Below are 25,377 nucleotides of genomic sequence, written 5' to 3' on the forward strand. Positions count from 1 at the left end.
GATTTATTTTTACCCTCTATGTTCTTTCATAACTAAAACACAGTAAATCGTTAGAGAAGTAAAAAATAAGTGATTAGATTAGGACTTTAGGGTTTAGCTTGCAAGTGCTTTTACGGTAAAATAAGTTGGGTAATTGATAGCATTAAGTTTTCTATCTGTTTTTTTGATAAATTCCTAACAAGGCTGGGTCTATGAGTACGATGAATGCAAGCACGCAACAACAACAAAAACAAGCCGTGGCAGCAGACGCGTTAAAATATATCGAATCAGGCATGATTTTGGGCGTGGGGACGGGTAGTACCGTCAATTGCCTCATTGAATTATTGCCAAAAGTTAACCTAAAGGGCGCTGTGGCAAGCTCAAAGGTCACCGAAGATAAGCTTAAAGCCCTCGGTATTGAGGTGATGGATTTAAATTTCACGGGTGAGTTAGACTTATATATTGATGGTGCCGATGAAGTAAACGAGCACTTACAGCTAGTCAAAGGCGGTGGTGGCGCTTTAACCCGTGAAAAAATTGTTGCCGCTGCTTCTAAGCAGTTTATTTGCATGGTTGATGAAAGTAAATGGGTGCAGCAATTAGGCGTTGGCTTTCCACTACCGATTGAAGTGTTGCCACAAGCGCGCTCGTATGTGGCGCGTGAGCTGGTGCAGCTTGGCGGTGAGCCGGTCTACCGTGAAGGATTTGTCACCGATTATGGCAATTTAATTTTGGATGTTTATGGCTTAGATATCGGCTTGAACATTGAGAAGGTAGCAGCGTTTGAAGCAAAGTTAAACAATATCGTTGGGGTGGTATGTAATGGGCTATTTAGCGCACAGCGCGCTGATATCTTGCTGATGGCAACGGCAGATGGCGTGAAAAAATTGACAGCCAAGTAAGTAACCAGTAAGTTAACGCTTGTCAGCAATGTTGTCACACAACAAAAAAGACCAAGTCACGATGACTGGTCTTTTTTAATTTATAACCGATTTAGTTCACAAATGCTAATGGCAAGCTCATTAGTGCATGTATTGACCGCCGTTTACGTTGATGGTCTCACCTGTGATATAAGCAGCGCCATCGCTGACCAAATATACCACGGCAGCAGCAATCTCTTCAGGTTGGGCGAGACGACCCATTGGGATGCCGGCTTTAATGCTTTCCATCACTTTTTCTGGCACCGCCATCACCATCTTAGTACCCGTATAACCCGGTGCAACCACGTTAACGGTCACCCCAGATTTAGCGCCTTCTAGTGCTAGCGATTTACTAAAGCCGATGATACCCGCCTTGGTGGCTGAGTAGTTAGTTTGACCAAACTGACCTTTTAAGCCATTAACTGAGCTGATACTGACAATACGCCCAGATTTTTGCTCAAGCATTTTGTTAAAAACCGGTTGGGTGACCGTGAATAGTGATTTTAAGTTGGTATCAATCACCTCTGACCATTGCTCATAAGTCATTTTTTTGAAAGTCGTATCACGGGTGATACCTGCGTTATTTACTAGCACATCAATGTGACCTGCTTTTTCAATTGCATCAACAATGGCTTTGGTGGCTGCTTCATGGTCAGTGAGATTGGTTTCAACAAAGGTGAAATCGCTGGCATTCATGCCTTCTTCTTTTAACCAAGCTTCGCCGCGGTTGACTGTACTATCCGCTTTATGGGTGTAAGTTGCAATGATGTGATAGCCAGCTTGGATTAGCGCATGACAAATAGCCGTGCCAATACCACCTAGCGCACCTGTTACCAGGGCAATTTTTTTATTTGCAGTTGGGTTGTCCGTTGTCATCACAATACGCTCCTTGTTTGTTGTGATTGTTGGTTGTACTAAAAAATTCAATGATTAGGGTAGTTTATAAGATAAATGTGTTGGTTTTTTTACAATTTAATATGCGGCTAAAAAATCAGTCACACGTGATTGATATCAGGGTCACAAAAAATCTATAGACCGAATATTCACATAAATTTATTGACTTTTACTTCCTTGTTTTTTTCATCATATATGAAAATTTGATAACTACCAATATTTTTTACGTTTTTATTTTTATTACAAACATTTTGCTACGCGCAAACGAGTATTTATAGGTTTGTGTGCTAAAAAAATTTGCAACAATAGCGGTTTGTGCTAGGCTATAAGGATAATTTTAAGCAATGTAAGATTGAGCAAAATACCTTGTATCAACCGCACTTAATCAAGGCTAATTGCTAAATTTCTTTCCTGATGGTACAAAGTTGGCTTAATTGTACAAACTTGATTGGACAAGATTGATTGTATCGATACGCAAGCGTGAATGCTTAGTACTTATATATACCACGATGAGCTGGGTCTGTTTATTTAGTCTGTTTATTTATTTGCCACACGGAAATTAGAATGCCGCAACGCTTACCGACGATGGAACAAATCGCTGTATTACAGCAAGCTAGTAATTTTGGCTATCAGTATTGGCAGACTAAAACAAACGTTGTACAAAGCTTTTTAAAAAGCTATCCGCTTACCCAAACGCTCGATGTCCAACATATCAAAGATTTAATACGCGATTATACGCTGGATGAAGATTACCAATTGGCGGATGAAGCAGCCGTTATGAGGGGGCTGCGTCATCTACGTAATTTGTTGATGGTGCGCTGGATTTGGCAAGATGCATTAAATCTGATTAGCCTAGAGCAGCTGACATGGGAGCTATCAAAATTTGCCGATTATTGTCTCATCTTTGCCAAAGACTATGTGTATCAAGATTTAATCAGTCGCTATGGCGAGCCGTATTTTTTTGATGAAAAAAATAAACCACATAAAGATGATTTAGCCATCATCGCCATGGGTAAAATGGGGGCAGAAGAGCTCAACTTATCCAGCGATATCGATTTGATTTTTGTCCATCAAGGGCAAGGTGAGACGGTGGTTGACCCGTTAAAACAACCAGGGTCAAAAGCTGCTAAATCCATCGACAACAAGAAATTTTTTACCAAATGGGGTCAAGGCATCATCAATCTGCTGGATAAAAACACCCAAGACGGTTTTGTATTTCGCATTGATATGCGCCTGCGTCCTTGGGGCGATGGCAGTGATTTGGCAATTCATTTATCGGCACTGGAAAAATATTTTGCCCAACATGGACGGGCATGGGAGCGATTTGCTTGGCTAAAAGCCAGAATCGTCAATCCTGTCACCTTTAGCGATAGCTTAGAAGCCCTTATCAAGCCGTTTGTATTTCGTTATTATGTCGATTATAGTGCCTTTGCCGCCCTACGTGAGATGAAATCGCTGATTCAAAACCAAGTCGAACAACGTCAAGATACCGACAATGTCAAGCTTGGGGCAGGTGGTATCCGTGATATTGAGTTTATTGTGCAGTCGTTTCAGTTGATTTATGGCGGGCGTGTCAGTGATATCAGAGTAAAAAACTGCCTACAAGCGATGAGCCAACTGGAAAAACATGGCTTTATCGATGCTGTGACCCATGAGCAATTGGCACAAGCCTATCGTTTTTTACGCAGATTAGAGCATGGTATCCAAGCCATCAATGATGAACAAACCCAGCGATTACCTCAAGATGCCATGCAGCGACATCAGCTTGCCCAAGTGTTGGGGTTTGCCGATTGGGCGGCATTGTTAGCCAAACTTAATGAATACCGCCAAATGGTAAAAATACCTTTTGACGAGCTGGTCAGTGATCGTCAGCAGTCTGATGAACAACTACAAGTGGATCATCAGCACAATTTATCTGAGCTTGAGCAAAAATTAAGTGCTGACAATAAAGATAAATTAAGTCAGTTTTGGCAAAGTAAGCTCATCGCAGGGCTTAGTGAAGAAGCCAAGACTCGCTTAAATGCTGCCTATCCGATTCTAATCAATGGGTTGTTACATTCTGATTTAAGCGAAGATGCAATCAACGTGGCGTTGCCTAGAATGTTGACACTGCTAGAGGCGGTAAGTCGTCGGTCAATTTATTTGGTCATGTTTGTCGAAAACCCAACGGCAGCCGCCAAATTGATTCCCATGTTGGCAGCAAGCCCTTGGATTGCGAGCGAATTGGTCAGTTATCCTGTTTTGCTGGATTCATTTATCCGTGAAAAATACCGTCATTTACCTGATAAGGCAGAACTTAGTGACATCTTGCGTCAGCAGTTGTTACGGGTAGAGCCTAATGATGAAGAAGGGCTACTCAACGCCTTTCGTTTTTTCAAAAAAACCCAAGTCTTGGCAGTGGCGGCGAGTGATGTGTTGGCGGATAGACCGTTGATGAAAGTCTCTGATTCACTCACCTTTATCGCTGAAGTGGTTCTTGAAAAAGCGTTGCAACGGGTATTTGGTGAATTGGTAAAAAAACATGGGTATCCTGTTAATGCCCAAGGCGAGCCTGTGAGTGAAGCGCATAATGGCTTTGCGATTATCGGTTATGGTAAGCTTGGCGGACTTGAGATGAGTTATAGCTCAGATCTTGATCTTGTGTTTATTCATGACATTGATGAAGAAGCGATGACGCTCGGTGAAAAACCCATCAGCGGTATGAAGTTTGCCGCACGCCTAGCCCAAAAACTGATGAATTATTTGACCACCCAAACGCGCGATGGTCGTGTCTATGAGATTGATATGCGTCTGCGTCCTTCGGGTCAAGCGGGTATGATGGTGGTTTCTACCCATGCGTTTGAACTTTACCAAATGCACAAAGCTTGGGCGTGGGAACACCAAGCGTTGGTTCGCGCTCGTGCGATTTGTGGCGATAACCGCGTGATGACGCGATTTGACCAAATTCGTAAAGAAGTATTGTGTCTGCCGCGCGATAAAGATAGTGTCCGTATCGAAGTATCGACCATGCGGCATAAGATGCAAGACCATTTGGGCAGCAAACCGCATACCAAGCAGCAAGGGTTATTCCATCTGAAACAAGATGCAGGCGGATTGGTTGATATTGAGTTTATTGCCCAGTTTGCTGTCTTGGCGTATGCCAATCGTTATCCTGCGTTGGCAGTTTGGAGTGACAATGTGCGTATCTTTGAAGCGCTTGCCAAAACGGGCATCATCGAGGCAGAAATATGCCAACAGCTAACGCATGCTTATCTTCGCATCCGCAGTATGACGCATCGGTTGGCTTTAGCAGAGCAGCCGATACTGGTAGATGAAGCCCAGTGGCATGAACTACGTAATTTTGTTGATGCGCAATGGCATCGTTTAATCGGGCAGCGTCCAGAATAGATGTAACATCACTTTTTATTTCAAACAAAAACTTTTATTTCAAACAAAAAACTTTTTATTTCAAACAAAGCACTAGGAGTAATCAATGGCAACAATTCCCAGCATGGCAGACCGTGATGGTTTTATCTGGATGGATGGCAACATGGTAGACTGGCGTGATGCCAAAATCCACGTATTAACCCACACACTGCACTATGGTATGGGCGTATTTGAGGGGGTGCGAGCCTACAAAACCCATGATGGACGTACGGCGATTTTTCGTCTGGAAGATCATACCCAGCGCCTGCTAAATTCAGCTAAAATTTTCCAACTTGCTGTACCCTATTCGTATGAAGAAGTATTACAAGCACAAAAAGCCGTGGTACGTGAAAATAACCTTGAATCGGCATACCTACGCCCATTGATTTGGGTAGGTTCTGAAAAATTGGGTATCGCTGCCAAAGACAATAGCATTCACACCATCGTCGCCGCTTGGGTTTGGGGTGCTTATCTGGGTGAAGAAGGCATGGCAAAAGGTATCCGGGTAAAAACCTCAAGTTTTACCCATCACCATCCAAACGTCACCATGTGTAAAGCCAAAGCCGTCAGCAACTACCCAGTATCTATCATGTCAAACCAAGAAGTCACCCGTCATGGCTATGATGAAGCGGTATTGATGGATACCCAAGGCTATGTTTGTCAAGGCTCAGGGGAAAACTTATTTTTGGTCAAAGACGGTGAGCTTCATACCCCAGATTTGTCAGGGGGGGCATTGGACGGCATTACCCGTCGTACGGTGATACAGTTTGCACAGGACTTGGGCATCAAAGTCCATGAGCGTAGAATCACCCGTGATGAGTTTTATATCGCGGACGAAATCTTTATGACAGGTACTGCTGCCGAGATTACCCCAATTCGTGAATATGATGACCACGTCATTGGCTGCGGCGCGCGTGGTGAAATCACCGAAAAACTGCAAAGTCTATTTTTTGACGTGGTACAAGGCAAAAATGATAAATACGCGCACTGGCTCAGCTACGTGGATGAATAATCGGTAAAATTGTAGATAAGTGAAAATAAGTAGATAAGTGAACATAAAAGGATAGTTATGTTAAAATGACTATCCTTATTTTTTGAAAAATTATCGGTACTTTGGAAGTGACATGACAACATCGAGTGCAACCACCCCGCTTAAACAAATTATTTGTATCAAATGGGGCACCAAATATGGCGCAGATTACGTTAATAAACTCTATGGGATGGTAAGCCGTAATATCACCCCGCCGTTTCGCTTTGTCTGCTTTACCGACAATACCGATGGCATCCGTCCTGAAGTAGAATGTCAGGATTTGCCGCCCAGCGATATTGTGATGCCTACCAATACCCTTGGTAAATGGCCTAAGTCACGGCTTTGGAATGCACAGCTTGGCAATGTCACAGGAACGGTATTATTTTTAGATCTTGATGTAGTCATAGTGGGTAGCCTTGACGACTTTTTTAGTTTTGGCGATGACGATCAGACGGTTTTATCTTACAACCCAAGTAACCCCTTAGAGAAGCTAGGTCAAACCTCGTGTTTTCGCTTTAAAGTCGGTAGTTTGGTTAGTTTGCTAGAAAAATTCCGTGCCGATCCACAAGGGGTGGCGGATAAATATCGCTTTGAGCAGCGTTTTGTCACTCGTAATGCCCCAGGCGGGGTTAAGCTTTTTCCCAAAGAGTGGGTGGTGCATTTTCGCCGCAAATGCCGGCAGCCATTTCCGCTAAATTATTTTATTCCGCCAAAACTGCCTCATGATGCACGCATTATTATTTTCCCTGGGGATTTGTATCCGCAAAATGCGATTGCAGGACAATACAATAAAAATTCTGCTGATAACGCTAAAGAACATTTAGGGCAATTATTCACCGCTGAAAAAATCAAAAAACCGATTTCGCATTTACGCCATTTTATTTTGCCGACTGATTGGGTGGCAACGCATTGGCGAGAATAGAGGATAAACTATGGCGAACTTAGACCAACCTATCAAAATCTTTATCGGCTGTGATCCTAATAACAGCGACCTTGAGCAGATGATGGTGCTAGATTATAGCTTGCACAAACATACCAGCGAGCCTGTCGAGATTATCTGGATGCAGTTAAGCCGTGACCCAAGCAGCGTATGGTATTCCAACCCGCAAACAGGCGAAGGCTGGCATACCGAAAAATGGGCGACCCCGTTTTCGGGCTTTCGTTGGGCAATCCCCGAATATTGTGGCTTTAGCGGACGGGCGATTTATATGGATGCCGATATGGTGATGTTGGACGATATCGCTAAATTGTGGCAGCACCCGATATCCGATGAGGCGATTCTTGCGGCTAAAGGCGATGGCGATTTGATGCGACTGTGCACCTGCGTATGGGATTGCCAAAAAGCCAAGGATTATCTTGAGCCTGTCGCCCATCTACAAGCCGATCCTGAGAGCCATAGCAAAATGATGGCAAAATTTAAAGCCAATCCGCAACTCATACAACTCTACCAAGACAGCTTTAATTGTGTGGATGGCGAAGATTTAGCGATTGAGGATATTCGGATTTTGCATTATTCGGACATGGGAACACAGTTTAGCCATAAATATTCCTTACCGCGCTTACAAGCCGAGGGCAAAACGCATTGGTTTGATGGGCAGATTTTGCCGCACCCTCGTCAAGATTTGGTTGAGCTTTTCGATACCTATTATCAAGAGGCAATACAAGCGGGCTATAGTATTGAAAACTATCGCACTACGCCGTTTGGCGAGTTTCCGAAAAGAACTTATAAAAAAGGTTACAAAGGTAATGCGGTCACTCGTCCTGCGAAAAAACCTTCTTTATTTAGTCGTTGGTTTAAATAGTCAATAGAGTATTAAATGGCATTGGTTCAGTCACAAAAAATCGTATTAGTGATTAATTCACTGCAAGGCGGTGGGGCAGAAAAATTTGTTTTGACCTTGGGGGAAGCCTTTTACCAGATGGGTTTTGAGGTGCATATTGTCCGATTTGACCCGATTGTCGAACATACATTAAGCGAAAATTTAATCTATCATCTTATTCCTTTTCGCAATTATCGACGGTTTCCGAAAGGTAAAATTCGGCATTTCTTTTTTGCTCGCGCGGTCGATGGCTATATCAATAAACATATTGGTCAGCCTGTGGCAATATTCGTGAACTTATACCGTGAACATGAGGTATTTTATTATTCAAGGCAAAAAAAGGTGGCGTATGTCATCCATAATCAACTGAGTGAAAAATTAAAACTTGCTACCTTATCTCCCAAGCAGCTTTCTTACTTTCAACGGATTTATACCAAATACCCTGCTATTTGTGTGAGCGGTGGGGTGGAGCAAGATTTTGTCCGTCAATTTGGCGAACCGACCAAAACCACCACGATTTATAACCCCATCGACCGTGATAACATCCGTGTATTAGCTGAGGCAGCCAGCCCAGATTTACCCGCCATTACCCGACGGGGCTATCTTATTCATGTGGGCAGTTTTAAAGCGCAAAAAGGGCATGAAATTTTATTGCAAGCTTATGCCAATTCGGCACAGACATTGCCCTTGGTATTGGTGGGTAAGGGTAATTTGAAAGCGCAAATTGAACAAAAAATTATTGCGTTAAACTTGCAAGATAAAGTGATTTTAACTGGGTTTCAAAAGAATCCTTACCCATTGCTAAAGCACGCCACAGGATTTGTGTTATCCTCTCATTTTGAGGGCTTTGCATTGGTATTGGCAGAGTCATTGGCATTGGGCGTGCCTGCGATTAGCACCGATTGTCCGTCAGGACCTAGTGAGATTTTGCCGCCGCAGAATTTGGTGGCAGTGGCAGATATCCCTGCTTTAACTGAAAAAATCAACCAATTAATGAGCCATCCTAGCCAGTTTAACGTGCCATTTAACGAAGCTTTTTTGCCGCAAAATGTTGCCGGTCAGTATTTGGCGTTTATGGGGGTTGATTGTGAATAAGCCCAAGCGAGAAAAGTGATGCTAAAAAATTATGTGATTAGTCTCGCTCATCATAGCAAGCGGCAAAGCCATATCCAACAAGAGTTTGCTAAGCAGCACATACCTTTTACTTTTTTTTCGGCGGTCACCCCGGATAAAAATACCCAAGTCGCTCAGCGACTGGCGATTGATATCACAAAGTCGGTATCTAGTGACACCGAAATTGCCTGTTTTTTAAGTCATGCTAGCCTGTGGCAACACTGTGTGGATGAAAATCTTGATTATATCGGGATTTATGAGGATGATATTTTTTTAGGTCAGCAGTTCGAGCAGTTGATTCGTCAAATTGATGTTTTGCAAAGCCAAGCTATCGATATTTTAAAATTAGAAAAGGTAAGCCCAAGGGTGCATTTGGCTCATCCGATAGTCTTACCTCAGAGTAAACGGACGATTTATGAATTAAAGTCTCGCCATTTAGGCGGGGCAGGTTATCTGCTATCCCATCGCGCTTGTCAGTATCTATTACAATATATTAGAAACCTACCGCAGCTTGAGGCAGTCGATGTGATGCTATTTGATGTGGGAAAATACCCCAAAGCCCTGCCTGTATATCAGCTTGTACCTGCTATTGTGATTCAGGAGCATCATCTATTACCTCAAGTTGCTTTGGCAAGCAGCCTGCAGGCAACCAGAAGCCGAGAAATTAAACGACCTTTAACAGGGCTACAAAAAATCAAACGTGAAGTCCTGCGTGCGACACGCCCACTATATATGACCAACCTTACCTTTGAATAAACCTAAGGAGCCACTTGTGAGCTGCAACCCCTCAAATATCATTGTGTTGGTTATCAACTGCTTGCAGGGGGGCGGGGCAGAAAAGTCAGTATTGACGCTCGCGGAAGGCTTTTATCAACTGGGCTATAAAGTCCATGTTATCCGATTTAAAGCCACCACAGAATATGAGCTTAGCCCACACATTGATTTTCATATTGTCAACTTTAAGTGGTTTAAATTAATCCCCAGTGATAGGGTGCGTTACCAACAATTTGCCAAACATTTAGATAACTATATTTTAACGCATATTGGTCAGCCATGTTTGACGATTTCAAATTTGGAACGGGCGGACAAGGTGTTAAGCTATAGCCAATTACCCAATGTTATTCATGTGATTCGTAATACACTTTCTCAAGAACTGAAATTAGCCCAAGCTCGCAATAAGCCTATGGATATAGCGCAGCTAAAGACGACCTATCATGCGCAGCCTTGTGTGGCGATTAGTGAAGGAGTGGCGGTGGACTTTAAGGCGACCTTAGGGCTGACGAATATTACCACGATTTATAACCCGATTGATAACAAACTTATTGAGGCAATGGCAGAGGCATACCCGCTAGAGATTGCGGAGTTTATTGTGCATGTGGGCAGCTTCAAGTACCAAAAAGCGCATGATATTCTGCTAAAAGCCTATGCCAAAACCTCTCAACGCTATCCGCTGTATTTGGTGGGTCAAGGCAAGCTGATGGCAGAAACCAAACAGCTTGCGGTTGATTTAGGCATTAGCGACAAGGTGGTATTTACTGGCTTTAAATCCAACCCTTATCCGTATATCAAACACGCTAAATGCTTAGTGTTAAGTTCTCGATTTGAGGGCTTTGGGCGAGTGATTGCCGAAGCATTAGCCGTGGATACGCCTGTAATAAGCACCGACTGTCCGTATGGTCCTAGTGAGTTGTTACCAAGGCAAAGTCTTGTCCCTGTCGATGATATTGACGCCTTAGCCCAATTATTAGAACAAGCAATGGCAAATCCATCAGCGTTTGCCGTGCCGTTTGATGAGCGATTTTTACCCAAAAATATCGCTAATCAATACATTGAGCGATTCGTGACCTCTAATCTGCACGATACGGAATAAATGTAAACAAATCCTTAGAGATGGGCGAGTGGTTATAAATTTGCACGCCTTTTTGCTGATAGTTGTTGGCTACCCAATCAAACGAGGGTACGATACGGTGGGTGATAGCCTTATCAAGTTTGGTCGGGGCAGCATTGTCTTGGTTTTCATAAAACCGTGGCTGCTGGCTATTGATTAAATCAATGCCATACAGATGTATCATTTGAAACCCTAAAGAATAAGCAAGCTGTAACGCCACCAACGCTACCGTTCCCCCTTCAACAAAGCCGTAACGAATATCCCAAGACACACCAATTTTTTTGTTGATGCTATGATAAGGGCTATGTTTTAGGTGTTTTAGTCGGGTACGTTTATTGAGTGTGACAGCTATTTTGCCTAAAAGGCTAGTTTGCTGAAGGGCAATCAAACTATCATCAATCGGTCTATCGACTGGATAGATGATATAGATATGGTCGGCATATTGAACTAAAAAATCGGGCGCATCTTGCCATAGTTGTTCTGCTACTAACGCACTGATATACAGCGGATACTCCCCCCGATAATATTGCAGCGGAATACTACAGTTATGCTTAATAAAGCGTGGGTCGGTGATGACATACGCCACAATCTTATCAAATTTATAGTGTTCGGTCAGGCTAATACTGCCATTTACAAATATAACCGACTCACAACCAAGCAGGTCAATGGCATTGGTTTGGATGCTCGGTCCTGACGCCAAAATATGTACCGTCGTATCAGAGACTTTTGGTAGCACAAATGCAGGATTGACAATACGTAGGGCGATTGTCTGAGTAGATTGAGTAAATATCAAAGAATGATTGGCTACCACCATGCTGATTTTTCATCCTTATGTAGTTGTTTTAATGTGGTGAATGCGCTAGGTTGGTCATGCAATCTAGCAAACACCTTGAGTAAGAGTGTGGTAGAAAAAGGGTCTTCAGCGTAAAAATGCTGATACCGCTCACGCATATGTTTTAGTGTATCGTCCTTACCTAGCCTAAAATAGGTCAAACCAGCATACAGTGGTTTATGATGCGCGTACAAAATAGCGGATTTTTCCTCATCTAGGCTGGTAGATGAACGACACAGATACTGCTGGGTTTCGTAGACTTTTACCGTATTAATCAAAGTAATAATATTGAGTAATATTGCCTTTCTAGTGGGCTTTGGATCAAAATCAATAAAGGTATCGCAGGCAGAGGCAATCCACCGTAAACTTAAATTATCCATCAAATAGTCAGTCTGCGTTTGCCAAAGATGGGTAAAGGTTTGAAAAGTTTTTTCAGGTTGAAACCGGCGGCGTAATAATACAATCAGTATCGCATGGTAAAAACTAAGTTCAGATTGTCCTATAAACTCGCGTTGCAACGTGGTTAAATGCGTGTATAAATTGCGAATACGCCGTGGCTCATAGTCCTTAAGCGGGTTTATCGGCTCATCCACTTGGGTATCATCTAATAAATGGGGGTGAGCTTGAATAATCGTGTCAATGATAGAACAAGTATCACTATCAATCACACGACTTTTCATCGCCTCAATATTTTGCCCGGCATAGTAGTCAATAATTTGATTCGCCCCAAGGCGTTTTTCACTTTTAAATAATAAAATAAACTTACGATACCAGTTTGCCATTTTTTATTATTCCTAAAACCGCAAGCTTATGTGAAATTTCTTCTAAGTTTAATTATCCAATGCTCAATTATCCATTAACTATCTAAGGCTTAACTATCAAAGGTTGAGTTATCGCCAATAATCCCTAATCCAGTTAGTGGGTAATACCTTACGATACCACTTACCGCTTTTGCCCATGATGGCATCGGGTGGATTTACTTCCCCATGAAAAATCACCATTTTTGCCCCTTTAGGCAAAATCGGCGGTTTGACAAAACTTAAGGGAAATGGCTGCACACATTGGTATTTAAAGCTCACGCACCAAGACGCATCCCAATATTCAAGGTGATGATGCTCACGCAAATAATTGGATAGGTAAGCTTGCTCATGGCGCACTTGGCTACGAATCTTGTCAAAATTTTGCTCAAAATTTGATAACAAATTCGGATAGGTATGTTGTCCAACCTTGAAACGATACACCGATGAATTACCCACCATGCGCCACGGTTTTTTCCAATCACGGATAATCACCACACTGTCATCGTGCTGCGCTTGATAAGTAAAAAAGCAATCAATATTATCGACAATCACAATATCAATATCCAAAAATAACGCCGTGCCTTTCAAATCATATAATTCAGGGCTAAAGGTGGTCAGTTTTTTCCAGCCACGTTCAGGAATATTACTGGGTAAATTGAGCTCAGGAATTGGGTAGCATTTGACGTTGGCATCTATCCCTGTACTATCATCGGTCAAACATACCATTTGAAAGGGCAGTGTTAAATATCTGTTAACCATATTGTACAGGCGATTAACGTACTCAGCACCGTATTTGGTGCCCCATTTCATACAAATAATGTAACGGTTTTCATCGGGCAAAGCAGGCGCTGAAGTATAATTTGGTAAAGTCATAAGTAAATGATTATCATATTAAGTGAATGGATTGATAATATCATGATTGCCAAGTTTTGGATAACGCTGGCGAACCGCTACCGCGATAGATGGCTTGGCATTATAAATAACCGGAAATCCTGGCACACGTTTAAAGCGCTTATAGCCCCACATGTATTGACTAGGGAAACGATCAATCATCCGCTCGATGGCGTGGTTCATCGCGGTTGAAGCTGTCACCATGTTTTTATCATACAAGGCGGGGTCAGTTAACTCATCACAATAAATATCAAAGCCTTGACCATCATCACGGCGTACACAGGTCAAACCTACCAAGCTACACTTTGTTTTACTGGCTAATTTGCTAGCAAGAGTACTGGTTAGTGTCGGAATACCAAAAAACGGCACCACTTCACCGCCAGATGGGTCAGGGACATGGTCAGGTAATATGATACTAAAACCGCCTGCTTTTAGGGTTTTAAAAATCGCTTTGACCCCAGTCGCATCAGTTGGTACCAAAGTTGCATTTAGTCGCTGACGCCCTTGTAGCACAAACTGATTGGCTTGTTCACCTTTCACGGGTTTATACATGATGGTCGGTGCGCCGAACTGGTTGAGCCACGCATTCATGATTTCCCATGTTCCCAAATGCGGCACAATTGCAAGCATGCCATTGGGATTTTGTAAGCCTTGCATTAAAACTTGTTGATGATGCACGGTATGGATTTGTTTGACCGACCACGCAGGTGGCATCGCCCAGCTTTTAGCCGATTCCACCATATTTTTGCTTTGATTGGCAATACAGGCTTTGGCAAGCTGGTCACGCTGAGTTTCGGTGAGTTCAGGATAGACAAGTCGTAAGTTAGTATCCACCGTTTTCATGATACTTTTGTCACGACGAAGTGAAATGATAAAGCTTGCGATATGTGCCAATAGATATAGCATCCACATTGGCACATATTTAAGGAGAGTAAAGGCATTCATCTAATTAAAGGTGTGACCTTGATTAAGATTGTGGCGCTTTACTGTCTTTTTCGCGTATACGGATACCCAATTCACGCAGTTGTTTGCCATCCACAGGCGCAGGGGCTTCAGTCAGCGGACATTCAGCCGTTTTGGTTTTTGGGAAGGCGATGACGTCTCGAATCGATTGTGAGCCTGTCATTAGCATAATTAAACGGTCAAGACCGAATGCCAAACCACCGTGCGGTGGCGCACCGTATTTTAGCGCGTTAAGTAAGAATGAGAATTTCTCTTCGGCTTCGGCTTCAGAAATACCCAATGCTTCAAATACCGCTTTTTGCATCTCTAAGGTATTGATGCGCAGTGAACCACCACCGATTTCAGTACCGTTTAATACCATGTCATAGGCGATAGACAGCGCGGTTTCTGGGTTGTTTTTCATCGCTTCAACCGTGCCTTTTGGCTTGGTGAAGGGGTGGTGCACCGACGTCCATTTACCCCCCAGCCCATCACCACTGTCGGTTTCTTCAAACATCGGGAAATCCACCACCCAAAGCGGCGCCCACTCACAGGTCAGCATATTTAGGTCTAGACCCAATTTGACACGCAGCGCACCCATGGCATCATTGACGACTTTGGCTTTATCCGCGCCAAAGAAGATGATATCACCGGTTTGCGCCTCAGTACGTTTAATCAGCTCGATTAATACTTCATCGGTCATGTTCTTGATAATCGGTGATTGCAGACCTGATTCTTTATCAACACCGTTGTTAATGTTGCTCACATCATTGACTTTGATATAAGCCAAACCTTTTGCGCCATAGATGCCGACAAATTTAGTATATTCGTCAATTTGTTTACGGGTAAGGTCGCTACCCTGTGGCACCCGAAGCGCCACCACACGACCTTTTGGGTCTTGAGCAGGGGCTGAGAATACTTTAAATTCCACAGACTGCATGATATCAGCCACGTCAATTAACTTCATAGGAATACGCAAGTCTGGTTTGTCAGACGCATAGTCACGCATGGCTTCAGCGTAGGTCATACGTGGGAAGGTATCAAATTCAATGTTCATCATGGTTTTGAACAAGTCTTTGGTTAATCCTTCGGCAATGTTCATGATATCTTCATCACTTAAAAATGAGGTTTCGATATCGATTTGGGTAAATTCTGGCTGGCGGTCAGCACGTAAGTCTTCATCACGAAAACATTTAGCAATTTGATAATAACGGTCAAAACCTGCCACCATCAATAACTGTTTAAATAGCTGAGGCGACTGTGGTAGGGCATAAAACTCACCATTTGACACGCGGCTAGGTACCAAATAATCACGCGCGCCTTCTGGGGTGGCACGGGTCAAGATAGGGGTTTCTACATCCAAGAAACCTTGGTCATCTAGGTAACGGCGAATGGTTGATGTCGCTTTGGCACGAAACTTCATACGCTCTTGCATCTCTGGACGGCGCATGTCTAAAAAGCGATATTTTAGGCGCAGTTCTTCAGAAACGTTGGTAAACTCATCATTGAGGGGAAATGGCGGCGTCTCAGAAGTGGCGATTGTTTCGATGTCTTTGGCCAATAACTCCACTTGACCGCTGGTCATGTTTTTGTTTTCAGTACCGGCATAACGCTGACGCACACGACCGGTAATTTTGAGCACATATTCAGAACGCGCGCTATCTGCTGTAGCGAATGCTTCTGGGGTATCTGGGTCGATGACCACTTGCAGTAGGCCTTCACGGTCACGCATATCCAAGAAAATAACCCCACCGTGGTCACGGCGACGATGCACCCAACCGCAAATAGTGATGGTTTGGTCGTTTAAGTTTTCGGTGACAAGCCCGCAATAGTGTGTACGCATCATAATGAAGCAATCCCAATATTTTTCGTAATGTACGAAGTAGCAAAAATTTTTATAAACGAATATTATGCCTTGTTTACTCAAATTTCACAATATGAAACACGGTTTATCATGCATCTCTACTAGCCATGCCTGTCACAGACATTTCGCGAATATTGTGTGGATAAGCGATTGAAAACAGCAAAATAAACGCTATATAAAACCCATTGTGTCAATTTTTTCCTTAATTAGAGCCCTTAATTAGAGAGTTATTATGCTATTTCAAAACGCCAAACATCCGCTTGAAATGAAAGTCACCCATTTAAATAAAGTCAAAGCCCAGCGCAAACAACAATTACAATTGCAAATGGTGAATGATAAAGGGTTAACATCACTCATCAGCCGCGCATTGACAGACTTGACGAAAAAAGACAATCCCAAAAAAACCCCTTCAAAATTTGGTCTGTTCAAAAATAAACCCGCTAACAAAAATTGTTTTGTGCTGGATTTTCATGGCGATATAAAAGCCACTGAAGTACAGCAACTGCGTGAAGAAATCAGTACGCTATTGACGGTTGCGCAAGCTGAAGATGAAGTCATTGTGCGTCTTGAATCCTCAGGTGGCATGGTACACGCGTATGGTCTAGCGGCAGCGCAGTTGGCACGTATCAAAGAAGCAGGGCTACACTTAACGGTCTGTATTGATAAAGTCGCCGCCAGTGGTGGCTATATGATGGCGTGTGTGGCTGATAAAATTTTGGCGGCGCCATTTGCGGTGGTGGGCTCGATTGGTGTGGTGGCACAAGTGCCTAATTTTCATGATTTATTAGAAAAACATGACATCGATGTCGAAGTATTTACCGCAGGTAAATACAAACGCACGGTAACCGTGTTTGGTGAAAATACCGAAGAAGACAAACAAAAATTCCAACAAGAACTGGAAGAAACGCACAAACTATTTAAAGACTTTGTGCGTAAATACCGTCCAAGTTTGGATGTTGAACAAGTGGCAACTGGTGAGCATTGGTACGGTGAAGATGCGATAACGCGCAATTTGGTCGATGCCCTGCAAACATCGGACAGTTATATCTTAGAAAAAATGACAAATAGCGAATTGTATGCCATTCAATCTCGCCAAAAACCGACCATCGCGCAGAAGCTAGGCATCTCGCAAGCGGCACAAGCGGTGGTAGCGACGGCGATTGATAAACTACCAAATGCGTTGGCAAAGTTAGAAAGCGCTAAAATGCAGATGGTCAAAAAATAACCGTAAGATAAAATAATAAAAACCTGTGGTGATAAAACCTGTGACAAAAACCCGTGACGAAAACCTATGAGGCTTGGCAGGTTTTTAACTTTTTAATGGCGAAACATTTGGGCGTATAACTATGAAACTATTTATGTTAAAAATCGGGGCGCGCCCCCAAGGACGACTCATTGAACAGCATGATGTGATGTTTGTGATTGCAAATAGCCTAAGTGAAACAATTGAGACTGTCAATCAGCACTGGCCGGCAGTCAAAAACAACTGGCACTTAGACGCATGGCGAGAAGTGAAGCGGGTGGGTGATTATCAAATTTTGTTGTCGACAGATAGCTTTTCAAAGGATGGATTGTCAAAAGATAAAGCGCTTGCAGATAGCAGGTTTGAAGATGATAGGGTAGATAACAAATTAGATAGTCAGGGCAAACAACTTTATTTTGTCAATTTAGGCGGTTATCTACCGGGTCAATTTGAAGAGTTCCATTATAAAACACTTGTGGTAGCCGAGACGCTAGGTAAAGCAACGGCGCAAGTTAAAAAAACGGCATTTTATCAAGATTATACATTTGATAATGTCGATACCGCCAAAAGCGGCGTGGCAACCAGTCATGTAGATGATAAGTATCAACTCGACTTGGATGATATTCACTGTGTGGCTGATTTACTGCCAAATGACGTGGCGTTAACCATTCAGCCATTAACCGAGCCTGAAAAAAATCAGTTACCTGACGATGCGCTACATATTGGTTATTTAAGTCTCAAGCAAATCAAAACCATGATTGACTAACCCGTGAAGCGTTTGATGGCGTATTTTGGTGCTGTCAATCATTGCCTTTCATAAGCTTTGCCTTTATAGTAGGCTCATTTTTAACTCGCTTTTTTTAACCCCTTCTTTTTATCTACAAAAGCTCTTTATAACCAATGAAACAAGCCACCGCCCTTGATATCCTTAAAACTGGTAAAAATGTATTTTTAACAGGCTCAGCAGGGGCGGGCAAGACCTATACCATCAATCAGTATTTGCATTATCTGCGCGCAAGGGATGTGGCGGTGGCGGTGACGGCAAGCACAGGTATTGCTGCTACCCACATGAACGGCATGACCATTCACAGCTGGGCGGGCATCGGCATCAGTAATGAGTTAACCGCCAAAGACATCGCCCGCATCAAAAAACGCACGGTGGTTGTGGAGCGCATTGAACGCACCAAAGTATTGGTGATTGATGAAATCTCAATGCTGCATCGACAGCAATTTGAGCTGATTAACCAAGTGCTACAAGCCATCAAAGAAAACACATTGCCATTTGGTGGGATACAGCTATTGGTCGCCGGAGATTTTTTTCAGTTGCCGCCGATTGGTGAGCCCCATGAGAGCAACCGAGATAAATTTGCCTTTATGGCGCAAGCTTGGTTGGATGCAGATTTTCAAATTTGCTATTTATCTGAGCAGCACCGCCAAAAAACTGACAAAACAGCGGTGGCAGGCAACACGTATTATGGCTTGGATTTAAATGCGATTTTAAATCAAATTCGTAGCCAACAGTTTACCCCCCATATCATGCCTGCTTTGACCGCTACGGCTGAGCATGTGCTAGCCGACAACCGTACCCGACTGTTTACCCACAATGTCAACGTGCAAGCCATCAATGAGCAGGAACTTGGCAAACTTACCACAGCGGCGCATACTTTTCACGCTTGGGGAGAAGGCGATGAAAAGCTCGTTGAAACGCTAAAAAAATCCGTGCGCAATACCCCCGAACTGGTGCTCAAACTTGGTGCAAAAGTGATGTTTATCAAAAACAACGCCGAGCTTAATGTCTCAAATGGCACCATGGGCAAGGTAGTTGATTTTGTTGCCACTACCCTTAAACAACCAAATAAACAAACAGACGATAGTCCATCAAAAAACAGCCCGTCAAACAATCATCCATCTGAGCCGCTCGATGAACAAGCGCTAGCAGCAGATGCAAGTGCCTTGCTCGATGCCATTGAACAAGAACAACAAGCCGATATGGCTGACTTGCTGGATGAAGTCAATGGGGGTCAATCACAACAAACTCACCCCAGGGATGAGGAGAGGGATGAGGATGATACCGCCGCGACAGACACGGCTGATGACAAATTATCGGAGTTACTTTATCCCTTGGTTGAGCTCAATGACGGCCGCAAAGTCATTGCTGAATATGATTCATGGCGTATTGATGATGAAGAGGGCGAAATACTCGCTGCCTATTATCACATCCCCTTGACGCTAGCGTGGGCGATTACCATTCACAAAAGCCAAGGCATGACGCTGGATGCGGCAGAAGTGGATTTGTCGAAAACCTTTGAAAAAGGGCAGGGCTATGTGGCTTTATCACGGTTAAAGCAGCTATCTGGACTACAATTACTGGGCGTCAATGAATTAAGCTTACAGCTTGATCCCTTAGCGCGCGGGGCTGACCAGCGATTTCAAGCGATCAGTGCAGAGCAAGAATGTGAATTTTTGACGCGCAGTAAAAAACAGCTCAATGACCTTCATCGTGAATTTATCATTCAATGCCGGGGTACGCTGGATAAAGAAAAAATCGCTGCGTATGAAAATCGCGCCAAACAACAGCAAAAACTGATTGAAAAACGTCGCCATGCTGTACAGCAGCTGCAATCTTTGGCGGATGATGCGGCAGGCGTTATCACCCCCACGGTGCTTGAAACCAAAGCCCTGCTGGATGAAAGTTTGACCATTGCAGAAATTGCGCAAGCCCGTAATCTCGCCCAATCAACCGTGATGGGACATATCGAGAAAATTGCTGAGCATTTTCCCCGCGCTAACATAGCGCATCTACGCCCTGAGGACAAATGGCTACAGCCGATTGATAAGGCGTATCAAAAAATAGCCAAACGTGATGACAAACGCGATAAAGATAACGATGGCAAAATCAAAATTCGTGCGATTGTCGAAGAGTTAAGAAACGCCTATTCTTATAATGATGTCAAACTTGCCTTGTTGTTTTTAAAACCGCATGGCAATTGAGCACTTGTTTAGTAAGGAATATCCCTGATTGAATGCTTCTACCATCAAACCTTTTAACATCGCTATTAATGGCTTTGGTCGTATTGGGCGCAACGTGCTACGTGCTTATATCGAACGGTTTTGTCAAAATCCTTTACAATTACAGCCGTTAAATATCGTCGCCATCAATGATATTGCTGAGCCAGCAACCCTGTTACATTTACTCAAGTATGACAGTACCCATGGTCGATTATCTGCGGTCAGTGATATTCATATTGAATTAAAAACAGTGGATTTGGGGGAAAAACAACAGCATTTCTTACTATTAAGCCAAGGGGAGTTTCGGCAAAAAATTGCATTGATACAGCAGCCCATTGCCACCAAATTACCTTGGGAAAAACTGGGCATCGACATGGTGCTTGAGAGCACGGGTCATTTTCGTAGCTATGAACAGGCGTCGCAGCATATTATCGCGGGCGCCAAGCAGGTAATGATTGGGGCTGCTCCGTTTGATTATGTAGATGCCAGTATCGTCGTGGGCGTCAATGACCATGAGCTTAGCCGTGATAAAAAGATTTTATCCAGTGTGTCGTGTACCACCCAAGCGCTCGTGCCTTTACTATATGTATTGCACCGTGCCTATGGTATCGAATCAGCAATGATGACCGAAATCCATGCGGTAACCGCTGACCAAACCGTGCTTGACCAAGTGCACCGTGATTTGCGCCGTGCACGGGCTTCTGGGCATAACATTATCCCAACCACATCAAGTAGTATCGCTGCGGTCAATCGGGTGATGCCGCATATGGCAGGCAAGGTGAATGGGTATTCTATCCGCGTACCGACCATGGATGTCGCGGCAATTGATGTGACATTTACCTTTGACAAAGCCACGGATGTTCCCGCTATCAATCAGCTGTTAAAACATGCCAGTGAACAAGATTTATCGGGTATCATGGATTACAGCGATGAGCCATTGGTGTCCAGTGACTTTATCCATGATGCGCATTCATTGGTGATTGATAGCTTACAGACCATGAGCGTGGGGCGGCAATTTAAAGTGTTTGCTTGGTATGACAATGAATGGGGCTACGCCAATCGCATGCTCGATATTTGCCAAACCTTAGCCAAACTCTAAACCTAAGCTATATACTCTAACGAAGCTATAAAAAGAAAAAAATTATCAATTAAAAAAGGCGAAACCTAGTCAGTTTCGCCTTTTTTATGCCTAACAAAAATTAATGTCTAAAATGACGCATACCGGTGAACACCATCGCAATGCCATGTTCATCGGCTGCAGCGATGGTTTCGTCATCGCGCATGGAGCCACCGGGCTGAATAATCGCCTTAATTCCCACCGCTGCAGCATTATCAATACCATCACGGAATGGGAAGAAGGCATCTGATGCCATTACCGCACCCACAGGCGATAGACCAGCGTGCTCAGCTTTAATCGCGGCAATACGTGCTGAGTTGACGCGGCTCATTTGACCTGCGCCTACCCCAATGGTACGCCCATCTTTGGCATACACAATCGCGTTGGATTTCACATATTTGGCGACTTGCCAAGTAAATAGCAAATCATCGAATTGTTGCTGAGTCGGCTGTACTTTTGTCACCACTTTTAAATCATCTAAAGTGATTAAGCCTAAATCTTGCGCTTGCACCAATAAACCACCGGTGACGCGTTTGAAATCAAACTGGGCTTGGCGCTCACTTGGGTTTGGTAATTCACCGCAGACTAACACGCGCACATTTTTCTTGGCAGATGTGACATCGAGCACACCCTCGGCAACGCTTGGGGCGATAATGACTTCAACAAATTGCTGATCCACAATCGCTTTTGCTGTTTTGATATCTAATTCACGGTTAAAGGCAATGATACCGCCAAACGCAGATTCTGGGTCAGTGGCAAAGGCTTTTTGATAAGCATGGGTTAAGTCGGCATCCACGGCCACACCACAAGGATTGGCGTGTTTAACAATGACACACGCAGGCATATCAAACGATTTCACGCATTCTAACGCCGCATCGGTATCTGCGATGTTATTGTAAGATAGTTCTTTACCTTGTAATTGCTTGGCAGTGGCAATACTGGCTTCTTTTTGACCATTAACCTGCGCTTTTTCGACATAAAAAGCGGCTTGTTGATGCGGGTTTTCACCATAGCGTAAGTCTTGCGCTTTGTCCATTTGCACGTTAAAGGTACGCGGGAATTGGTCAGCCGATTCAAAGCTTTGCAGGCGGTTGCCTAAAAAGTTGGCAATCATACCGTCATAATGTGCGGTATGCTCAAATGCTTTTACCGCTAAATCAAAACGGGTGGTATCACTGATACGGCCGTTTGCTGTTAGCTCACCCAAGATGGCTGCATAATCGTTGGGGCTTGTCACAATGCTGACATGGTCATGGTTTTTTGCCGCGGCACGCACCATGGTAGGACCACCAATATCAATGTTTTCGATGGCGTCTTCTTTGGTGACATTTGGGTTGGCAACGGTTTGGGCGAATGGATATAAATTGACAACCACCATATCAATGCGGTCGATACCATGTTCTTGCATAATCGCATCATCCGTGCCGCGACGACCTAAAATACCGCCATGAATTTTTGGATGCAGGGTTTTTACCCGACCATCCATCATCTCTGCAAAACCTGTGTATTCTGCGACCTCAGTCACTGCTAAGTCATGTTGTTTGAGTAGTTTGTAGGTGCCGCCTGTTGATAGTAGACGAAAACCGTGGGTGATTAGACCTTTGGCAAAATCCACAATACCCGATTTATCAGAAACAGAGAGCAATGCATAAGCTTGATTCATAATTGACTCGACTCGTTGACAAAAAAACACTAGGGGCAGAAAAAACAAAAAAGTCAGTTATGACGAACTGACTGATTGGCTTTCATACCCCAGCTCTATAAATCCCTAAATATAGGGATATCTTATCATAAAAAAGCGGGTATTTTTATCAATTATAGCAATTGGTGGGTTTTGAGTTTTTTCCGCAATGTACCGCGGTTAAGTCCTAAAATCTCGGCGGTTTTGGTTTGATTGCCGCGGGTATGTTCAAGGACGACACTGATTAGCGGTTTTTCAAATTGTGACAACATAAGCTCATAAAGTTGGGTCGGTTGTTGTTCTTTTAAATTATCGAAGTACTCTCGCACTACAAGCTCAATGTGATGAGCTAGGCTTGCGCTGGGAGAAGTTTGCGATGGGGTATGGGTAGTGTAGGGATTAGATGGGTTATCTGACATATTGGAATACTTGGCGCGATTTTGTAAAGCAACAGAATTGGGCATAACAGATTCTCAAACTAAATTTGATTACAAATTTATTGAATAATTCGTTAGTTAACAGATTAAATAAAACTTAAATATCAAGACGAATAATAAAGTTATTAGTACTTATACTAAAACAATTATGAAACTGATAGCAAGCTTAAGTTGTTTACAATATGTAAAATTCTGCGATAAATACTAGATACTGGAGGCTTGGTGTATCAATATTGGAATGAAGCTAAAAAGAAGCTCAATTGAATGAAGCCAAAAAAATTTAATAAATCAGCTCAATATTAGCGGCTTGAACTTTGGTTTTTGGAAAGTCAATACGCAATTTGACGGGTTTTATTTGATGCGGCATCAAATAGTTGTTACCGGCTTCCAAATAATGGCTAGGGGTGAGTAGGGTTTGCGCAAGTATGGTATTGCCACTGCGCAGCGAAACCTTAACACTCGGATAGACAATATTATTATCCGTGGTATTGGTCAGAGTAAATATCATGTCAGTTTTCCCCGCTAGTTTGGATGAATGGGCAAGCGCTAGCATCTGCACATCAATAAGACCCGTATCAGCGATAGGCAATTGACAGGCAGGGATTTTATGGCAAATATTTGAGAGCACGGCCGCGTTTGTTTTTGAAGTGATTAGGGTGTCGATGTTAAAAATAATATATTGCGCGGCTAACAAAAAGACTAATAATAAGCTACCTAATCCCCAAATAATGCCCATATTAAAAATTTTTGCATTCGCCAATTGCTGCGAGGAAACTTGTTGTGACAAGCGTTCATCAATCTTTTGTTGATAGGCTAACAAATCTGCTTGTTGCTCACTACGAGTATCAATCGGAATTTGGTCAAAAATATCTGTGTTAAACACCCCATCCATGCCTCGCTTGGCGCCGGCTGTGTCGTCCGCTGCTTCGTTGTCATCCGCTTGTGCCATTAAGCTTAGCAGCCAAGCCTGCTCATCGCCTAACGTCTCGTTATCTTGGGCGAGGTCTATCGCTTCAACGGCGTCCTCATCGCCAATCAATACTTTGGGGTTGGTATTTTTGGCTATGGGCAGTTGGTCAAAATTGTCTATAATCTCTAAGTCATCTATGGTGCTGTTTGATTTAGCATAGGCTGATTTTGTATGAGATTGTGACAAGGGATAGGGTGAGATGGGTTTAACGGGTTCATCGACAATGAGATTGCCGGCTTCATCAATACCTGACTCATCGTCAAATAAAATCTCCTCAGATTTATCATCGATGAGCGCTGAGGGCGTCTGAGGGTTTGGGCTTGAGAGCGGATTGTTGTTAGCAAATTTTTTTTGTTCTAGCTGTTCAGTAGCTGAGAAAATGGTTTTGCAATAGGAACAACGAACGTACCCATGTCTAACGGCTAACTGTTCATCATTGATTTTAAATGCGTGTTGACAGTTTGGGCATTTGGCATTGTACAAATTCATCGCAACATCACTTCCCTTTTAGCATTTTTAGTTTGCGTCTTTGATTGTTAATA

21 protein-coding genes are annotated in these 25,377 nt (G+C 43.3%); 12 read left to right on the forward strand and 9 right to left on the reverse strand.

All coding sequences use genetic code 11. From position 1 onward, the window contains the following. The first annotated feature begins 191 nt into the window (after positions 1–191). Positions 192–881 carry a ribose-5-phosphate isomerase RpiA gene (rpiA, locus tag RTN07_RS01885; RefSeq protein WP_159676155.1) on the forward strand — a complete coding sequence of 230 codons (690 nt, stop codon included), beginning with the start codon at positions 192–194 and terminating at the stop codon, positions 879–881. A gap of 120 nt (positions 882–1,001) precedes the next feature. Here the strand turns inward: rpiA and phbB are convergent, their stop codons facing one another. Next, entirely contained in the window at positions 1,002–1,775 is a 774-nt protein-coding gene (gene phbB, locus RTN07_RS01890; RefSeq protein WP_312175156.1) for an acetoacetyl-CoA reductase, read from the reverse strand. Between the two features lie 582 nt (positions 1,776–2,357). Here phbB and glnE point away from each other — a divergent pair. From glnE to RTN07_RS01925, 7 genes are all read left to right on the forward strand, one after another. After that, entirely contained in the window at positions 2,358–5,180 is a 2,823-nt protein-coding gene (gene glnE / locus RTN07_RS01895) for a bifunctional [glutamate--ammonia ligase]-adenylyl-L-tyrosine phosphorylase/[glutamate--ammonia-ligase] adenylyltransferase (protein ID WP_312175159.1), read from the forward strand. Positions 5,181–5,265: 85 nt separating this feature from the next. Then, positions 5,266–6,210 (forward strand): branched-chain amino acid transaminase, encoded by a 945-nt coding sequence (locus RTN07_RS01900; protein WP_007116868.1) that lies wholly within the window; start codon positions 5,266–5,268, stop codon positions 6,208–6,210. Positions 6,211–6,322: 112 nt separating this feature from the next. Continuing rightward, the gene (locus tag RTN07_RS01905; RefSeq protein ID WP_312175162.1) at positions 6,323–7,150 is read left to right on the forward strand and encodes a glycosyl transferase; all 828 of its coding nucleotides are present in this window, start codon (positions 6,323–6,325) and stop codon (positions 7,148–7,150) included. 10 nt (positions 7,151–7,160) lie between these two features. Further along, complete coding sequence (locus tag RTN07_RS01910; RefSeq protein WP_312175164.1) at positions 7,161–8,030, forward strand: glycosyl transferase; 870 nt, start codon at positions 7,161–7,163, stop codon at positions 8,028–8,030. A gap of 15 nt (positions 8,031–8,045) precedes the next feature. Beyond that, positions 8,046–9,143, forward strand: a complete 1,098-nt coding sequence (locus tag RTN07_RS01915; protein ID WP_312175166.1) for a glycosyltransferase — start codon at positions 8,046–8,048, stop codon at positions 9,141–9,143. Between the two features lie 18 nt (positions 9,144–9,161). Next, positions 9,162–9,917, forward strand: coding sequence for a glycosyltransferase family 25 protein (locus tag RTN07_RS01920; RefSeq protein WP_096488768.1), 756 nt, complete (start codon positions 9,162–9,164; stop codon positions 9,915–9,917). Between the two features lie 16 nt (positions 9,918–9,933). Continuing rightward, positions 9,934–11,031: a glycosyltransferase gene (locus RTN07_RS01925; RefSeq protein ID WP_312175169.1), complete on the forward strand. Its 1,098-nt coding sequence runs from the start codon at positions 9,934–9,936 to the stop codon at positions 11,029–11,031. Here RTN07_RS01925 and RTN07_RS01930 read toward each other — a convergent pair. The 5 genes from RTN07_RS01930 to aspS all read right to left on the reverse strand — a co-directional run bounded on the left by RTN07_RS01930 (position 11,009) and on the right by aspS (position 16,360). Then, positions 11,009–11,863 (reverse strand): hypothetical protein, encoded by an 855-nt coding sequence (locus RTN07_RS01930; RefSeq protein ID WP_312175171.1) that lies wholly within the window; start codon positions 11,861–11,863, stop codon positions 11,009–11,011. The genes RTN07_RS01925 and RTN07_RS01930 overlap by 23 nt on opposite strands. After that, positions 11,854–12,663, reverse strand: a complete 810-nt coding sequence (locus RTN07_RS01935) for a hypothetical protein (RefSeq protein ID WP_312175174.1) — start codon at positions 12,661–12,663, stop codon at positions 11,854–11,856. The genes RTN07_RS01930 and RTN07_RS01935 overlap by 10 nt, the downstream gene beginning before the upstream one ends. A 108-nt stretch (positions 12,664–12,771) precedes the next feature. Next, positions 12,772–13,554, reverse strand: a complete 783-nt coding sequence (locus tag RTN07_RS01940) for a glycosyltransferase (RefSeq protein ID WP_409455524.1) — start codon at positions 13,552–13,554, stop codon at positions 12,772–12,774. An 18-nt stretch (positions 13,555–13,572) separates the two neighbouring features. Beyond that, positions 13,573–14,517 carry a lysophospholipid acyltransferase family protein gene (locus RTN07_RS01945; RefSeq protein ID WP_312175176.1) on the reverse strand — a complete coding sequence of 315 codons (945 nt, stop codon included), beginning with the start codon at positions 14,515–14,517 and terminating at the stop codon, positions 13,573–13,575. Positions 14,518–14,539: 22 nt separating this feature from the next. Further along, complete coding sequence (aspS, locus tag RTN07_RS01950) at positions 14,540–16,360, reverse strand: aspartate--tRNA ligase (RefSeq protein WP_312175177.1); 1,821 nt, start codon at positions 16,358–16,360, stop codon at positions 14,540–14,542. A gap of 250 nt (positions 16,361–16,610) precedes the next feature. Between aspS and sohB the strand changes: the two genes are divergently transcribed. From sohB to RTN07_RS01970, 4 genes are all read left to right on the forward strand, one after another. Next, positions 16,611–17,603 (forward strand): protease SohB, encoded by a 993-nt coding sequence (gene sohB, locus RTN07_RS01955; protein WP_312175180.1) that lies wholly within the window; start codon positions 16,611–16,613, stop codon positions 17,601–17,603. Between the two features lie 121 nt (positions 17,604–17,724). Continuing rightward, complete coding sequence (locus RTN07_RS01960; protein WP_312175182.1) at positions 17,725–18,387, forward strand: DUF1543 domain-containing protein; 663 nt, start codon at positions 17,725–17,727, stop codon at positions 18,385–18,387. 134 nt (positions 18,388–18,521) lie between these two features. Continuing rightward, a complete protein-coding gene (locus tag RTN07_RS01965) occupies positions 18,522–20,612 on the forward strand; it encodes an AAA family ATPase (RefSeq protein ID WP_312175185.1) in 2,091 nt (696 codons plus the stop codon). Between the two features lie 28 nt (positions 20,613–20,640). Continuing rightward, entirely contained in the window at positions 20,641–21,729 is a 1,089-nt protein-coding gene (locus RTN07_RS01970) for a type I glyceraldehyde-3-phosphate dehydrogenase (RefSeq protein ID WP_312175186.1), read from the forward strand. Positions 21,730–21,829: 100 nt separating this feature from the next. Here RTN07_RS01970 and purH read toward each other — a convergent pair whose 3' ends face one another. The 3 genes from purH to RTN07_RS01985 form a co-directional block, all read right to left on the reverse strand. Further along, positions 21,830–23,410, reverse strand: coding sequence for a bifunctional phosphoribosylaminoimidazolecarboxamide formyltransferase/IMP cyclohydrolase (gene purH / locus RTN07_RS01975; RefSeq protein WP_312175190.1), 1,581 nt, complete (start codon positions 23,408–23,410; stop codon positions 21,830–21,832). A gap of 152 nt (positions 23,411–23,562) precedes the next feature. Next, complete coding sequence (locus RTN07_RS01980) at positions 23,563–23,892, reverse strand: helix-turn-helix domain-containing protein (RefSeq protein ID WP_409034774.1); 330 nt, start codon at positions 23,890–23,892, stop codon at positions 23,563–23,565. Between the two features lie 253 nt (positions 23,893–24,145). Further along, positions 24,146–25,324: a DUF3426 domain-containing protein gene (locus RTN07_RS01985; RefSeq protein WP_312175193.1), complete on the reverse strand. Its 1,179-nt coding sequence runs from the start codon at positions 25,322–25,324 to the stop codon at positions 24,146–24,148. Positions 25,325–25,377: the final 53 nt, after the last annotated feature.

The sequence above is a fragment of the Moraxella sp. CTOTU46934 genome (genome assembly GCF_031979465.1).
GTDB classification, from domain to species: domain Bacteria; phylum Pseudomonadota; class Gammaproteobacteria; order Pseudomonadales; family Moraxellaceae; genus Faucicola; species Faucicola tetraodonis.